At 53.1% G+C, this 16259-nt stretch carries 11 protein-coding genes and 1 other RNA gene; 5 read left to right on the plus strand and 7 right to left on the minus strand.

Features of this window, described 5'->3' with window-relative positions:
• Positions 1 to 294: 294 nt before the first annotated feature.
• From FYZ48_RS26075 to ssrA, 3 genes are all read right to left on the minus strand, one after another.
• The gene (locus tag FYZ48_RS26075; RefSeq protein WP_149345457.1) at positions 295 to 1311 is read right to left on the minus strand and encodes a hypothetical protein; all 1017 of its coding nucleotides are present in this window, start codon (positions 1309 to 1311) and stop codon (positions 295 to 297) included.
• A gap of 389 nt (positions 1312 to 1700) precedes the next feature.
• Entirely contained in the window at positions 1701 to 3437 is a 1737-nt protein-coding gene (locus tag FYZ48_RS26080) for a helix-turn-helix domain-containing protein (protein ID WP_187782229.1), read from the minus strand.
• A 209-nt stretch (positions 3438 to 3646) separates the two neighbouring features.
• Positions 3647 to 4003, minus strand: a transfer-messenger RNA (tmRNA) gene (gene ssrA / locus FYZ48_RS26085).
• 361 nt (positions 4004 to 4364) lie between these two features.
• Between ssrA and FYZ48_RS26090 the strand changes: the two genes are divergently transcribed.
• The gene (locus FYZ48_RS26090; RefSeq protein ID WP_149345459.1) at positions 4365 to 5426 is read left to right on the plus strand and encodes an alpha/beta hydrolase family protein; all 1062 of its coding nucleotides are present in this window, start codon (positions 4365 to 4367) and stop codon (positions 5424 to 5426) included.
• Between the two features lie 47 nt (positions 5427 to 5473).
• Here FYZ48_RS26090 and FYZ48_RS26095 read toward each other — a convergent pair whose 3' ends face one another.
• Complete coding sequence (locus FYZ48_RS26095) at positions 5474 to 6652, minus strand: LptF/LptG family permease (protein WP_145039209.1); 1179 nt, start codon at positions 6650 to 6652, stop codon at positions 5474 to 5476.
• A gap of 471 nt (positions 6653 to 7123) precedes the next feature.
• On the opposite strand from FYZ48_RS26095, the gene FYZ48_RS26100 reads away from it, so the two are divergent.
• On the plus strand, positions 7124 to 7438 hold the full coding sequence (locus tag FYZ48_RS26100) for an Hpt domain-containing protein (protein ID WP_149345460.1): 315 nt from the start codon (positions 7124 to 7126) through the stop codon (positions 7436 to 7438).
• An 8-nt stretch (positions 7439 to 7446) separates the two neighbouring features.
• On the opposite strand, the gene FYZ48_RS26105 is transcribed toward FYZ48_RS26100, so the two are convergent.
• Positions 7447 to 7779: a hypothetical protein gene (locus tag FYZ48_RS26105; protein ID WP_149345461.1), complete on the minus strand. Its 333-nt coding sequence runs from the start codon at positions 7777 to 7779 to the stop codon at positions 7447 to 7449.
• A 211-nt stretch (positions 7780 to 7990) separates the two neighbouring features.
• On the opposite strand from FYZ48_RS26105, the gene FYZ48_RS26110 reads away from it, so the two are divergent.
• Complete coding sequence (locus tag FYZ48_RS26110) at positions 7991 to 8479, plus strand: hypothetical protein (protein ID WP_145039216.1); 489 nt, start codon at positions 7991 to 7993, stop codon at positions 8477 to 8479.
• A 9-nt stretch (positions 8480 to 8488) separates the two neighbouring features.
• Here the strand turns inward: FYZ48_RS26110 and FYZ48_RS26115 are convergent, their stop codons facing one another.
• Positions 8489 to 10510, minus strand: a complete 2022-nt coding sequence (locus FYZ48_RS26115; RefSeq protein WP_149345462.1) for a hypothetical protein — start codon at positions 10508 to 10510, stop codon at positions 8489 to 8491.
• Positions 10511 to 11022: 512 nt separating this feature from the next.
• Here FYZ48_RS26115 and FYZ48_RS26120 point away from each other — a divergent pair.
• Positions 11023 to 13764: a hypothetical protein gene (locus FYZ48_RS26120; protein ID WP_149345463.1), complete on the plus strand. Its 2742-nt coding sequence runs from the start codon at positions 11023 to 11025 to the stop codon at positions 13762 to 13764.
• Positions 13765 to 14012: 248 nt separating this feature from the next.
• On the plus strand, positions 14013 to 15200 hold the full coding sequence (locus FYZ48_RS26125) for a hypothetical protein (protein WP_149345464.1): 1188 nt from the start codon (positions 14013 to 14015) through the stop codon (positions 15198 to 15200).
• Positions 15201 to 15218: 18 nt separating this feature from the next.
• Here FYZ48_RS26125 and tsaD read toward each other — a convergent pair whose 3' ends face one another.
• A complete protein-coding gene (gene tsaD / locus FYZ48_RS26130; protein WP_149345465.1) occupies positions 15219 to 16250 on the minus strand; it encodes a tRNA (adenosine(37)-N6)-threonylcarbamoyltransferase complex transferase subunit TsaD in 1032 nt (343 codons plus the stop codon).
• Positions 16251 to 16259: the final 9 nt, after the last annotated feature.

A 16259-nucleotide genomic window follows, 5' to 3' on the forward strand; every position in this document is an offset into this window, starting at 1 on the left:
TGAAAACATACCGAGAACAGGGCTAAGGCACCAGCCTTTGACGACTTGTTGTCTATTCCGGCAGTTTGATTGCGGCAAAACAAAACCCCGGCGTGCCGATGCACGTCGAGGTTACAAAAGTTGGAATACGGGCATCAGCAGTCACATGGTCAGCCCGTTCGACCGTGTAAGTACGCTCAGACACCCCCTAGTCGGGGATCGCCTCATCAGGTGCAGGTTTCTCTGTCTCCTCCTTTCCGTCGTGTCGAGTTCGATTCGCTGCACTAGGGGGTGCCCAGAAGTTGTCTGATTTGGTCAACTGGCACTGTCGTCTCGAAAGACTGAAGCCAACTCAGTCCGAAGCCCTCGCAAGGCAACGTGCAGTTGAGAGAAGGGCTTTCTCACATAAGCAGTAAACGATGGACATGCTGCGGCGTGCCCAAGATACATCCTTGCGATCACGTCTCCGTGCTTTCGCCGAATCCTTTCCGCCGTGCCGTTACGAATTGCAGTCAGCGGCAACCGTGGAACACCTTGATCCTCGACAGCCCTGAGCAGCCGTTGCCACTGATGACGGAATCCCGCCCCCGGCTGACCCGACGAGTCTTTCCACATGGGATTTCCACTGTCGGACACGAACAGCAAATCGCTATCGAGGTCTTCCCCACGAGTAGTCGCCCACTGTGTCAATTCCACAGTCTCGGGCCAGAGCAGCCACTCGCAGTAGGTGTCAGTTCGTGGTCGCATGAAACGCAGCAGGCCCTCGCCCGGTAGAAGGTCGATGACGAAGTGGCCATCGTCATCCAAGATGATGTCACTGGTTCTTAGACGGCCCATTTCCGCTGCACCCAACCCACAATTCATGGCGAGGCACACCATGAGTCGCTGCGTCGGAGTAGCGTGCCGATACAAGATGGCGAGATGCTCAGGAGTGAACATCTCACGCTGGCTTACGCTGCGGTCACTTTCCAACCTCCGCACCCGTCGTGAAATCTGCCCAAAATGTGAAGGCGCTGACCACTCAAACTGATTTGTTGTTTCCAACCATCCGAAGAACCGGATGAGTTCGGAGAGTGTTCGTTGAGCAGTCGAGGCGGCAAACTGTTTTCCCGTTATGGCACTGGTAGGGCGATCTCGCCAATGACCGATCATGTCCACGCAAACATTCAAAGTGATTTCGTCGAGTGGCAGATCATCGTGGTTCTCTTTCAATCGCCGAACAATGAGTTGGCGAGTCTGGAAGGTTGCCACTGAGCGATGTTCGGACACCAATCTCTGTGCATAGGCATCGAGTGCTTCGTAGAGTGTGGATGGTTCAGTTTGGTCGTTCATGTTGGTCTCCTTCTTGTTTGGCCTTAAAAGCAAGCTCGAAAGGCACATGTGCGAGCGGGCTGCTCTCTTCGGTTAGGTGAGGGCAAAGAAAAACCCCGGCGAACCAAGGCACGCCGGGGTTACAAAAATTGGATTGAGAAGTGCGGATCATGTGACCTTGCGGCCCAGATTGTTCGACTTCGACTTGTTCTGCGTGAATTGTCTGAGTCCACCTCCTTTCTCGTTTCGGGTGCGTTTCGCCGTACTAGGGGGTGCCCAGAAGTTGCCTCACATCGTGTGGCATCAGATGTTCAGACATCGGAGCCAAACATTTGGCGAGCGAAGGAGAGTTCGTCAGCAATCAATGTGGGAAAAGCTGTATTGATTGTGACAAGGTGTGACCGCCACCGCTAAAAACCGATTCGTTTCCGCTCCCGGCAGACCGTGGCACGGGACACACCACAGGCTTTGGCGATTTCGGCGGTCGGTTTTTGCTCTCGCAGCATCGCCTGCATCGTCTCCCGCACCTTCAGCGGAAGGTACTGCTGGATCGGTGCGTTAGTGGGATCATCCTCAACCGCCTCAAACATTTCGGTCATCATGCTCCGAGCATCTCGCATCATTCCATGGAAACGTCCGAAAGGTTTGTCCGTGTAGCAATCGAGAAGCGAGTCGCCTTTGTAAGTCGAACCGTGGGCAAGGCAGATACTCGCCATCTCGCTGGAATAGTTGCGACGTAAGAGATTGGGAAGCGTGTCCCGCAGCGTGCCGAAGGCGAGCCGACGAAAATCAGGATCGCTCTTCTTAACACGTCGAATGAGTGTGTTCAGGACGTTCGTGAACTTTGCCTGCGGATTTCGGTTCGCACGTTCGTTGTACCACGGTCGCCCCTCCTCAGAGATGAAGAGCAGATCGTGTCCAATTTCCTCTGCCCGAGCAAAGCCCCAACGCACCATCTCGACGGTCTCGGCCCACAGCAACCACTCGCCGAACACGCTTGTCTTCGGGCGTAGGAAACGAATGAAGCTGTCCTCTTCAGTGGAACGGAAACCGAGTTGTTCTGCGAACTCGTGTTTTTGGTCGAATCGAAAATCGTTCAGACGTAGACGACCAAGCTCTGCCGCACCCATGCCGCAGTTGAGGGCGACGTACAGGAAGAGGCGTTCGAGAGGGGTAGCGTGGCGATTAAGCACGGCAAGTTCCTCGACCGAGTAGGTCGCTTTCTGAACTGCACTCAGCTTCTTTGATCGCTCGTCGTCAAACTCAGCGATCTTGCGATTGATGCGATCCATACCACGAGGTTTGATCCACGAAAACCGACTTGTTGCGTCAAGCCATCCAAAGAAACTGAAGAGTTCCTTGATGTGATGGTCGGCGGTCTTTCGAGCAACCGGCTTGCCGTCCAGCTTTTTCGTCCTGCGGTTCTTGGTAGGCGGGCGATTAGCCCAATAGCGCACGAGGTCAGTGCAGGCATCCAGCGTCAGTCCAGTCAGTTGGATGTCATGGTGGCGTTCCTTAAATCGACCAATTCGCTCCATGCGCAATCTGCCGTACTGGGTCAACTCGCCTTCCGATCCAGCACGAACGTTGTCTTTATGAACAACATCCTGCCCGTAGGCGTCAAGAGCTTCGTGGAACGTTCCAGTGACAAGACGGTCGGGCATCACTTGACGAGTCGTAATGACGCCGAGGAATCGAGCAGCTTCTTCGAGTTCCTTGAGTTCCTCTTGCACGACCAATTTGTTGATCTTCACACCGTGGGCATACAAATCGGATTCGGCAGGGATGATGTGCAGGGACGGATGGTTTTGCTGCTCGGCATGGAGCATTTGAGCGTACTGAGCGGTGGGATCGTCCTCACGCATAAGATGTTGCTGGAATGGGTAGGGAATCGTGAAAGTTCCCTTCTCGATGAGTTTGGCCGCATAGAAAGCAAACGGCGTCCAGACCATTGGCTGCTGGGCAACGAGTTCGCTCTCATCAATGAGGTCGTACAGTCGATTCATCCGGCTGTTGGCCGCTCTCTCATCTTTGCCAAGATTGAAGCGGTACTCTTTGCGGTTTCCATCGCAGTCCAAACGGAAACCAAGATAGGGTCGATAGTGCCCTTTAGGATCAGGTTTCAGTTCTCGTCTTCGTGCGGGCATCTCGTGTCTCCAATCTGGTGAACGGAAGTTCCAAACTGGAGTCACTAGGGGGTGCCCAGAATCGAGCATCGGATCGGCCAACCTGACAATTTTGGCCGCTAACCTGACACCCAACCTGACAAAGAGCGTTTTCCGAAGTCCTTGTTTTGCAAGGGATTTGACGTAAGTGCATGAAAAAAGCCGTCTTACGAAGATCGTAAGACGGCTTTGGATGGAGGCGGCGGGAATTGAACCCGCGTCCTGTGAACCCTCAGCTAAAGCCTCTACGTGCGTATTTTATCGTTTGAGTCTCGTTTCTTCGGGCACGACAAACAAAGCCTTTCGGAAACCAGTCCACCACGGATCTCGCATCAGACGGAGCGGACATTGATCTGATGCCAGTCTGATTTTGTGACCAGCCTTCGGACTCCTCAGACAGGGATTCCTAAGCCGGGGTTGCTAAATTAAGCAGCCATTGAAAATTGCTTGTTTGCAATTATGTTGTGATCAGCTTTTAACGTGGCCAACTGATCAACCACGGCACGCCACCCTAACATACGGCGAACCAGTCGAATCCGATCGCCCCCGTAAGCAGGAGTACGTAATTACTACGTCAAATCCTGTCGGAAAGATGAACTCTTTTTGAGAATTTCTTTCCAATCTACTCTTATTATTATCAGCCGCGGTGCGGGAGTCAATTTACTATCTTTCCCGAAAACGCTGATATTAAATAATTTAGTGATATTCCAGGCCTGGTGATGAACTTCGATTCTCGATCTCCAGACAAAAAACGTTTGCCAATGACCGGGACAGGTGCTCCCGGTTGAGGCAGAATCGGTCTACTGTTTCCCGTGCGTTTGGCGTAGAATAGACACAGCCTCCCGAGACTCTCACGGAGGAGAATCTATCCCGTATTTTCATGTCATAAATCAGGAAGTTAGACTGACAATGCCGATTCCACAAACCTTAAAACTGCATCGTCGAGCATGGAGTATGCTCTGGGCTGTTCTGGGCTGCCTGGCCCTGATCTCACCTGCTGTGCAGGCTGAATCCAAACCGATGGAACCTCTGTATGTGGACATTCCAGAGCAGGGGGAGGTTCGCTTTGAAACGACCAGCAAAGAAGATCGGGTTCCTGAGCGGTTTCACCTCGATCCGCATACGTTTCCTTTCCAGTGCCAGTTCAAACGGATGAGTGGGCCGGTCAAAGTGTATGATGTCAGCTTTCCTTCACCTGTGAAGACCGAAGTGAAAGAAAACAATACCGTCCACGGTCATTACTATCAGCCAGAGGGAGAGGGGCCTTTCCCAGCGTGTGTCTGTCTACACATTCTGGGCGGAGGTTTTGAACTGTCAGAAATGTCAGCTAACGCGCTCGCCCGACAGGGGATCGCAGCACTGACGATTAAGATGCCTTACTATGCCCAGCGTCGGGGGACTGGCGAATTCAGTGGCAGACGCATGATTTCATTCGTGCCGGAACATACCGCTGCAGGGATGACTCAAGCCGTACTGGATATCCGTCGCGCCGCAGCCTGGCTGGCCAGCCGGGAAGAAGTCGATGCAGACCGCCTGGGAGTGACCGGGATCAGCCTGGGAGGAATCATGTCTGCCTTGTCCTCAGAAGCGGAGCCTCGGTTTTCCAAAGTCGCGATTTACCTTGGAGGAGGAAATCTGGCGCTGGGAATCTGGGAGAATCCGCATCCGCATGCCCGGTTGTTTCGTAAGCAATGGCTGGAGCATGGGGGCACGTTTGAGTCATTTGTGAAAATCATGTCACCCGTCGATCCACATACCTACGGACACCTGCTGAAAGACCGGGATGTGCTGATGGTGGCTGCCAAACACGATGAGATTCTGCCTCCGTCAACAGCAGTGGCGCTCTGGGAATCGATTGGGAAGCAGCCTGAACTGGTCTGGCTGGACGCGGGACATATTTCCGCTGCCTTGTATATCTTCGGTGAGACCCAGCGGCTGACGACGTTTTTCTCGAACTGGGAAAAGAAGTAAGTCAGACTTTTGACCCAGCTGTGAAATCAGTGCTGCTGGACGATTTCTTAGTTCCGCAGCACTTTTCGCAGCATGTGAATCGCGACGATCAAGAGACCTGCGTTGCCCAGCCAGAGTGACCAGCTCGGTTCGATCTTGCCCAGCTTCGACAGGTTCATCATCAACAGGACGATGGGGTAGTAAAACAGCAGGATCGGCATAAAGACCAGGAAGAAGCTCGTGAGGAACTGCCTGCGAGCCTGGGCGATTGAAAAGGGACAGCCGACCAGAACGAAGAAGAAGCAGCTGCAGCTGAGAGCAAAGCGGCTGGAAAGAGCGGTCTTCAATTTGTTCTTGCGTTTTTCCTCATGCTGATTCTGGGGGAGGTCCGCATTGACTTCGGGAGACTGAAAGCGTTCGAATTCGCCGAGTGCCAGCAGCATGCCGACTTCGATATCGCGCTGAAATTCGAAGTCACTCTTTTTGTTATCAATGTCGCCCAGCTCTGATTTGATAGAACGGACACTCATATGCCGCGGCTTGGCCGTCGAGGTCTGACTGGGCAGGGGGAAGGGGAATGAATCCTTCTCGACGTAGAACCGGGGCTTCCCGGGAAAGTCAATGTGTCCTTTTGCCAGGTGGAGGATGACCTGCTGGTGAGTGAGATCAAATTCCAGGGTCGCTTCTTCCGCCTGCAGGTGGACCGGTTTTTTACCAGGGGGCGAATAACGAAACGTGGGCACGAGCAGCGTTTTGTCCCTGACACCCATAACGGTGATGGAAATGCCGCTGTTGGGGTCATGGATCTGGTTCTGGGAACGCAGTTTCTCCAGGAAGATCGTTTCGAGTTCCGTGGCGATCGTATTCTCGATGTTCTTTTCTGCCCAGGGAATGATCTGATCACTGAGCAGCAGCGAACTCAGGCTCAGAAATCCCCCCAGGATAAAGGAGGGCCAGAGCAATGAGAGTACATTGATGCCAGCCGCTTTGGCCGCCGTGATTTCCTGGTCACCGGAGATGCGCCCGTAAACCACGCAGACCGTCAGCAGGAGCGTGGCAGGGATCGTAAAGGGGAGCATACTGGGAACGATAAAGGGCAGGATTTTCAACACCAGCAGCGCACCCAGTCCCTGGCTGGTGGCTTGCTGGAAGGCACCAACAAAGACCAGCAGGACGGTTAAGACCGTGATCATCAATGTGAAAACGCGCAGCAACTCGAAAAGTATATAGCGCTGTAACAATCGCATGACTGGTGAATTAAATCTCAGGAATTATAGAAGGGGAGTAAATCCGGGCTGCTCTCAGGACTTGTTCTCGAAATCGCTGTAACAGACTCAATGGTCGGAACTTTGACCAAAGCTGTATAAGTCAAGATGCCGGATTGAGTCAATATCAGACCCCTGGGATATGAACGCATGGACAACACATTCCCAACAGTCCGCAGTTGGGGAATCCGGCACTATTCCAGCCTGTTTTAGAGATCCTGTTGATTCTGGTATCGGCAAAACTGATACAAACGCGACATTTAATTCAGTTGAGCGACATACTTCATATGTAAACTGGATAAATTGAGCATTTTTTCAGCAGGGACCAAAGTTCAACCTATTAATTAAGGAGAGTTGTCATTTCGCGACATCGGACCCCTGAGATGGGGCGCGGAATGAGCCCATCAGGGCCGTAGAAATTTGCTAACCAACTTACTTATATGGAACAGAGCTATGTTAGACGCTTTAGAAAATGCCCCTGTTCGCTCCGCGTTTTGTGATGATGAGGATTTCCAGGAACTGATCGAGATGTTTATTGATGGCATCGCTGAGAAACAGCAGGTTCTCAATCAGGCCAGCATTACCGATCAGCGGGAGGAGATCCAGGTCTTGGCGCATCAGTTGAAAGGTTCGGGAGCCGGTTACGGATTCGATGAACTGTCCCGCATTGCAGCGGAACTGGAGCAGGCCTGCAAAACTGGAGATCCGGTCATGATCGTCCAGCAAAAGGAGCTGCTCTCCCATTATTTAGGTCGAATTGTACTCTGAGAGCCAGTTCACGATTCCAGACGCTCGACGCTTCTGGTGAGGGCAACGATGCGGGTGATCAGCGTTTTGGCCTTTTGAACGCCGGGTTGTCCCATGCCTTGTCGGTCGAACAGAATCGATGTTTTGTGATGACTCTTATACTCGGGCTGGACTGATTTGACCTCGGCACAAATCGACTGCCATTCCGTTAAAAGTCGGTCCGGGAGACCTGCTGGAGTTTGCTCTGCCAGTTCCAGGATCTGGTCAGAACGGTCGAGCAACAGATGGCGAGCATCGTAATTCGATACCTGAAACTGCATCACGAGAGTGGACAGACTGCTCTGGAATTCGGGGAGTGTCATTCTAAATGACCTTGTCGTATCGGGGGAGAGACTCTGATTTTTCAGGGTTCTTATTGACTGGGCCTGTCAATTATTAGTAAATAAGTGCATCCGCTGTTGCGTCCTGAGGTTCAATCTGACAAATTGAAGACTTCAGATTATTTAAACAGCTTAAAAATCTGCTTAACAGCACACGAATCATAACAAAAATTGATTTTATGGGGAGTCTCTGATGTCCAGGTTCAGCCAGATCGCGATGGGTTTACTGCTGCTTGCTGCAGGCTATGTTCTGGGAGCTTCTCAGAGTTTCCAAAGTCCAACGCTGCATGCCCAGCAGAACTCAGGAACTCCCACCGAGGAAACCGAAGATAAAATCAAACGGGGTGTGAAACAACTGGTAGAAGCACAGTCAGCCCTGGAGCAGGAAAACTTCATGCGGACTGCGACCAAAGGTCTTAATGCGTTCGCGACCTCTTGCGGTGGTGTGAATGCCCTCGAAGATCTGGAAGCCGGAAACGGCGTTGATCCAGAAACCTTTGCCGGTCTGTATGCAGGTCTGGCGAAACCGGATGTGGCAACTCACCTGGGACGTGACGATCAGGGAAGAATCACCTACAAAAACAAGATTGTCCGGATGTATCCCGTTTCCCGACTGAAAAAACTGTTCGCCACCCGTCTGAAGTACACCGGGGAAAACCAGGACGACGCGACCGGCTTCTAAAGGCGAAGCTCACTGCCGGGGCGCCGTTTCTACTTCTGCCAGACGCGGGCCTGAAGAGGCCGGCAGATCGATTTCGGTCTGTACGACGAGTTGCTGACCTGCCTGCGTTCGAACCACGGCTTTGACCAGTAGACTTTGGCTGGGATTGTCCCGTTTCAATGTCGCTATCGGCACTCTCAATCGAACTTCAGAGACATCGTCTGATTCGGTGCTGATGGTTTCATGTCTGGAAATCTGAATCTGACTGGCAGCCGTGCTCGGTAAGGTTTCCGGCAGGTCCTGTGTATTGAAGTGACGTGGACGCCGATCGGACCGCGAGAGACCGGGGCCAACATACTCGACGCCAATCAGTGCCACTTCCGACTGTGTCGGGTGATGGCAATGCAGCCTGATCTCGAGGCTATTTGTCGCGTTTTGCTCCGAATCAGAAGTTGTAACGAGTTCTGCAGACAATGATGTCTGTGGCACGCTGCGGGGGATTCTGACCAGGGTCAGCTGCATTCCGGGAAAACCGCGTACTCTGATCGTTGTTGGAACGTCCCGTTTCTGGTCAGCTCTCAGATGTATGAACGCCGATGCGGTGGATGAGATTTTCAACGTGTATTGATCGTCGCCTGAGAGGTCCCAGGTTCGTAAGGCAGGGCCTCCCAACAGGAATCGTCCACAATGCAGAGGGGACGTGTGTTCTGACAGACCCGCATAGGCGAAGCGACTCTGCAGTGCCTGACTGGCCAGGGAAAGTGACCACTGACGAAAGAGCTCCGCAAACGGGACCTCTGTCAGGTCTTCCATTTTGTCGACGCCGGTCAGGGGATGATGCGTGAATTCCCAGGCGAAACGCTGCCGGGGATCGAGGTCATTACACCAGTTGAGAAACAGATTTACTGCACCACGGCAGCCATGGTTACGCCAGAGGCGAGCCCGATAGTAGTCAGGAACAATCAGCGGGTATGCTTCCGGCTGGCGATAGAATTCACTGATACGGTAATCCCGGTTGGTAAACCCCGGCTCCATAATGTGGGCAATACCCTCATTCAGCCAGTCCTCTTCATCCAGCAGCATGTGTCCCAGGTACTGTTCCTGTCTGATGCGAATACTGGAGACGACAGCATGTGTGACTTCGTGGCTGAGCAGGTCGAACAGTTCCTGACCTGGTTTGAGAGCGGAGTTGAGGTACAGCATGTCACAGTGATTACTGAAAGGGGCAGCGACCTTCTCTCGAAAATCGCTGGGGCGGACGAAGCCATTAATCGACGTTTTGCCTCCCTGGAGTTTTCCCAGCCAGGGGGAGAGCAATACTGTGAACCGGCCGTTCTCGTCCACATCGGTCAGGGAACCGCAGTGTTGCGCCAGATGGTCCAGCACCCGTTCTTCCAGTAAATTGATGACTTCATCGATCAGCCCGGCTGCCAGTTCTGTTGGCTGCTGCTGTTCATCCAGGTAGATGGCTACGCGCGGACTGTGCTTTATCAGCTTGCCTGTCACACGGGTATATTGTTTTTTGTCCGAAAGATCTCCATCTGTTACGAACAGGTAGAAAGAGCGTGAATCCTCAGGGGCCGGTTTGTCGGTCTGAGTCTCGGTTTCCCGGTTCGTTTCACTGGAAAGAGGTGCTGCGTCTGCCGGGCGAACCTGGTCTGCCTGTTTTTCGTAGAACATCGGAGCGTTCTGGAAGTAGCAGCCCGAAGCTGTCTGCTGTGCAGGATCCCTGACGACTGACAGCCTGATTTTTTCTGCTTTGCCTGGATCCCACTGGAGATTGTTGACAATGAGCAGGTAGTCGTCGCCCTTCTGCATCGCGAGAGGAAACCGTGGACGGTTGTGGAACGTCACGATTTCGACCGGCTGTTCCCAGTCGACAGGTAGTTGATCTACGATGACGGGTTTGCGGGCTTCGACCTGCCTGGCGTCATTCTTACTGAGTTCCGTTTCCCCGGAGGTACGGATCGTACTGCGTAAGACTCCCCAGCCCAGTATTATTACAAGAAGGCACAGCAGGACTGCGGTTTTGAAGGGGAATCGGGAACTCATGGATTGAACGGGGAGACGCTGGGATGCCTCCCGATAATACTGATCTGTCAGTATGTTTAGTGTGTTCCAGCGACAGTAACCTGGAATGTGGGGTGACAGGAACCGAGGTCTCTCTGAAAGATCGACCATTTGCCGGGCAGGAGATGAGCAGAATCCCGCTGATGCATGAGATGGCAGGGGCTGAGGTTACGGCTGAAGTCTGAACAATTGAGTAGATGAAACCCGTTGTAACAGAACTGGTTGGTGAAATCGGCGGGTTCGCTATGTGATCTGTGACCCTTAATTTCCCCATAATCGGACTACAAATTGCGCGGATACTTCAGTCAATGCCGATGAGGCCTTTTCAACTCGCATCAAATTTGGAGAATTAAGAGAAAATCGGGGGAATTTCCTTCAATGGTGTCCGAGACTGTATATAGAATGCACAGTTGAGGAGAATGCGCAAATTGGCAATCGTCAATCCTGGCTTAAGTTCGAGCATTCTTACCTAAGTTACTCGGGAGAGAGAAATCATGTCGCGATCCAGATTTGGAATCACAATGTTTGTTTGGGCAGCCGCTGTGATGCTGCTATGTACTCCGCAGGGGTATGCCGAGAACTCCGTTCCGGAAATTTCAAACATTGGCCAGATCCTCAGTTACCGAAACACTGCAGGTGAACAGTATTACGCCCTGCGATTCAAAGCTGATCGTCTGCCGGCCTCCAGCCCTGCTGGTGAGCAGATTGCGGTCTTGTTCGATACCTCAGCCAGTCAGGTCGGGGAACATCGTGTTCAGGCTCTGGATGTACTGAAAGCCTTTCTAACCGAGCTTCCCAACGACGCGACTGTCGCGATTTATGCAGCGGATGTGCAATGTACTCCCTTCGTGAGTGAATTTGTGCGTCCTCAGAGCCGTGAAGCGAAACTGGCCGTTGAATCATTGGCTACCCGGGCTCCACTGGGTGCAACCAATCTCGGTCAGGCCCTCAAAACTGCATTCCAGGGGCTGCGGAAAGAACAGCCTCGCTCCATCGTCTACATTGGCGATGGCATGAGTTCTGCCCGTCTGATTTCTCTCCCGGAAATGGCACAACTCACCCAACAATTTGCAAGCAATCACATTCCCGTACACAGCTACGGCGTGGGTCCCCGTAAGGACCTGCAGATGCTGGATACACTGGCCGTTTACACCGGCGGTATTGTCCTGACCGACCTGGCCGAAGGAAAACAGGACCTGCCAACCATTGTCGGCAAAGAACTGGCCCAGGCCGTACAGGCTCCAGTATTCTATCCGGAATCAATTCGAGTCTCTGACAAACAACTGCATCTCAACACAACGCGTGCTCTGCCTGTCCGCTCAGATCGTGAGACCATCTACCTGGCTCGCGGCGAGATGAATGGCAAGCTGACTGTTGAATTAAGCAATCGTCAGCTCGAAGGTATCTGGAAATTCAACGTACCCGCATCACAGGCCGTCAACAGTTTCCTCGCAGTTCCCTGGGTGAATTATCAGTCAGGTCAGGAACTGGGAGTTGCTTACGCTGGCCAACGGATGATGAATCTGGCCCGTACCTCACACGAAGAACACATGGCTCAACTGGAATTCGCCGGTACTCAGGCGATCCGTAGCGGAAACATGGAACAGGCTGCTCGTCTTGGTAACATGCTGCAGCAGTTTGATCCCGGCAACTCCCGCGCTGACTCCCTGTTGAAGCTCTCTCAGAAATTCCAGAACGATCAACTGGCCCAGGCTGATACAAAACAGCCTGCCGGTAACGCTCCTGCACCTGCGACTCAGAAAGCGGATCCTCAGCCGCCAATCGATGACGCCATCAGCAAAGTAGAGCAGCTTCGTCAGATCAAGGGAGCCCAGATGAAAATCGAGGTTTCCAATGCCATCGAAGAGGCACGTCAGATCGCCAGCGATAATCCTGATGGCGCTCTGGGAGTTCTGAAACGATCACTGAATTTCCTGAAATCAACCTCTGATATTGATATCGATCTCCGTCAGCAGCTGGAACGTCGCCTGAATAACATGATGGTCGATGTCCGGAGCCAGATGGAAGTTGCTGAAACACGCAGAATTCGCCAGCAGCAGCAGATTGCTCAGCTGGAACAGCAGAAACGTCTGGTCGACCAGGTCCTGCTGGAAGATGAAAAACTGGAGCAGCTGATCGACCGCGTGCGTTCGCTGATTCAGGACGGTAAGCATGGTAACAGTGACGCCTACGAAGAGGCTGAAGCTGTCTCCCGTGTTGCTGTGAACATGGAACCGGGTAACGGTCCTGCAACAGCAGCCCTGTTTACTTCAGAAGCTGCAGGACAGCTGGATAAAGTCTTCCGCATGCGTTCGCTGCGAGCTGACCGCTTCCTGGAAACGTTGTACCAGGTTGAACTCTCACACGTTCCGTTCCCGGATGAACCTCCAATTCGCTGGCCGTCCGCTCCGGTCTGGACCAGCCTGACAGAACGTCGTAAGAAATGGGCTGCCGTCGACCTGCATCAGAACAGCCCTGCGGAACAGCGTATCTTTGAAGAGCTGCAAAAAGAAACGGAAGCCAACTTCCCCGACATCCCACTGTCTGAAGTAATGACTTACTTCTCGGAACTGCACAACATCACGATCCTGATTAACTCGAACGATCTGGGTGAAGATGGTTTGACAGTTGATGAGCCGGTCAACGTTTCGCTGAGTGGTATCAAACTGAAGAGTGCTTTGAACATTATTCTCAAGCCCATCGGTCTGACGTATGTCATCGAAGACGAAGTGATGAAAATCACCACGAGTGCCAAGGCTGAGGAAATCTACAGCACCCGCGTTTATCCGGTCGCTGACCTGGTAATCTCGGTCTCGACACAGCAATCGTCAGTTGGTAGCAGCCAGGGTGGCTTTGGTGGCCAGCAGGGCGGCCTGGGTGGCGGTCAAGGTGGCTTCGGCGGTGGCGGTGGTGGCTTTGGCGGTGGCGGTCAAGGTGGTTTCGGCGGTGGCGGTGGTGGTCAGGGCTTCTTCAATGTTGCTCCTGAAATGCTGATGATGAACAGCGCACCTCCCCAGAAAGCCAATGTGAAAGCTGCTCCCCAGGGAAAAGCTGCAGCTCAGAAACCAGAAATTAAACCAATTCAGGATGGAGAAATGAAAGCCATTCTGGATGGGATTCTGGGAGAGACTGAAACCAAGTCTAAGCCGGCACAGTTCCAGGTTCAGGACAAGCCTTTTCAGTTCAATAACAGCACCATCGAACAACTCAAAAAAAAACCAGTAACGGTGGAGTAACAGGGAAATCGGGCTCGCCTGATTCTCCCCGTCAATCCAAGTTAACAAAACGGAGTCCTTCTTCAGGGAAGGGCTCCGTTTTTACTGGTGCTAAATCAACTTCGCGCAAGGAGTTTAAGACACCGCTCACGGGGGACATTAAGAACCCTGCGCAGTTCTGGAACGATTATTTTTCCAAGCGAAAACCGAAGCCGGAACTGGTCAATGACCTGATCTTCAACCTGCATCAGTCAGGTAAACACGAGCATGTGATCGCAGCCATCAATGCCGCATTGATTCATAATCAGTCACAACCCTGGATGTACGATGTCCTCGCACTGACGATGGAAATTGTCGGGCGACCGCAACCTGAGATCGAACGGGTTCTGCTTTCCCGCATCGATTTCTCTGCCGCTGACGTCCCCAGCATGGTCTATTCCGCTGCCTATCTGACTCGCTTCAAAGCCGACCAGCAGGCTCTCAAGCTGTACCAGCAGGCTGCAAATTTACAGCCAGACCGCCCCGAGCCTTACATCATGGGATTACGTCTGGCTGAGAAGCTCAAGGATCCGGAAGGCATTCTCTGGGCAGCTTCAGGAATTCTGACACATGTCTGGATTAAGGATTATGACCAGTGGCATGAAAAAGCCTTGAACGCTTTGGCTAATCTGGAGCAGTCGTTAAAGCAGGCCGGTCGCAAGGCGGAGGCAGAACGGGTGCAGGTGGCCCGCAGAAAGGCTCTGGAGAGAGACCTCAAGCTGGAACTTACCTGGAATGGCGATGGTGATCTGGACATGATTGTGGAAGAGCCTCGGGGCACTGTCTGCTCGTTTGAGTCACCATTGACGGCAGGGGGAGGCGTGCTCCTCAATGATGGCTATGGTCCCAGGCAGGAGAATTGCCACGAAGACTATCTGTGTGCACATGGATTTCCAGGAACCTATGTAGTGCGCGTGCGTTATGTCTCCGGCGATATTGTCGGTCAGCGGGCCAAGCTAAAGGTGACCCGCTACCAGGGCTCGGATCATCCTGTCGTGCAAACGATGATTGTTCCCCTGACCCGGGAAGATCGAATCATTCGCATCGACTTGGAGAAGGGACGTCGTAATCGGAAATCCGAAGTGCCTCAGAACTCCCAGAAAAACAGCAGCCTGCAGCCTGCCTCCGGGCGGTTTATTTCCTCTCGACCAGCCATCAATGGAAGCCGGGAATCCTTGCAGAGCTTTCGAGTATCTCGCCAGGCAGGCATCTCGACGGGACGACAGGTCCCTCTGGTAACGGGAGTGCAGAATGTGGGCGGAGTTGCCTATCAGCCCGTGATTCGTGTCGTACCCGAAGGGATCAGCTTGACGGGATCTGCCGTCGTTTCACCAGACAGACGCTACGTCAGGATTTCGGTTTCGCCACAGTTTACGAACGTTACCGATATTTTCACATTCAGTTTTCTGCAGCCCTGAATGTGTTATCGGAACGAGTTAACGAACCAGTCCCGGAGTGACATCCAGGTCAAGATCTGCAATGCGCCCCTGATCGAGGTGATGCCAGGCGATCGCAGCCATGGCAGCATTGTCGGTGCATAAATCGGGAGGAGCCACGCTGAGGTGGATTCCTGCCTGCTCTGTCATTTCAGCCAGCCTCTCACGCAGGAGACGATTAGCAGCCACGCCCCCTCCTACACAGAGTGTAGAATAGTTGTAGCGTTCGATCGCCTGCCGACATTTACCGACCAGCACATCAACCACGGTTTCCTGAAAGCTGGCAGCCAGGTCGGCAATCCGTTGATCATCCAGCGGTGGTGGCTGCTGTTTTGCTCCTGGATTTCCCTGTGCCGCATACAGCACCGCCGTTTTCAAACCGCTGAAGCTGAAACGCAGTTCCGGGTCTTTGAGAAACGTGCGGGGAAATTTGAACGCGCGAGGGTCACCGTGTGTAGCTGCGTTCTGAATTGACGGACCTCCCGGGTAAGAAAGCCCCAGAATTTTTGCCACTTTATCGAACGCCTCACCAGCGGCATCGTCGATGGTGGCACCAATCAGATCAAATTCGAATGTTTCCGAGCAGTGGTACAGATTGGTGTGTCCGCCGCTGACTACCAGGCCGATCGCTGGGAACAGCGGGCGGTCTTCCTGCATCTGGCAGGCAAAGAGATGCCCTTCAATATGATTCACGGCGATCAGGGGTAAATCGAGTGTCATGGCCAGTGTTTTGGCCGCCGTCAGGCCAATCAGCAGCGAGCCGACGAGCCCCGGTTCGGTCGCGACGGCAATCGCGGTTAACTGCTGCAACTCGATCCCGGCCTGCATCAGGGCATCATCGATCACAGGAAGAATTCGTTCCAGATGCGCTCGCGAGGCAATTTCCGGCACCACCCCCCCAAACTTTTCATGGAGATCGGTTTGCGAGGAAACGACATTGGAGAGAATCCACATGTCGCGGGTAATGACAGCAGCTGCAGTCTCATCGCATGAAGATTCGATTGCCAGAAGATATTCGTCGGTGGGGCTCATGGATGCTCG

Source organism: Gimesia chilikensis (assembly GCF_008329715.1).
In the GTDB taxonomy this organism is placed as follows: Bacteria; Planctomycetota; Planctomycetia; order Planctomycetales; family Planctomycetaceae; genus Gimesia; species Gimesia chilikensis.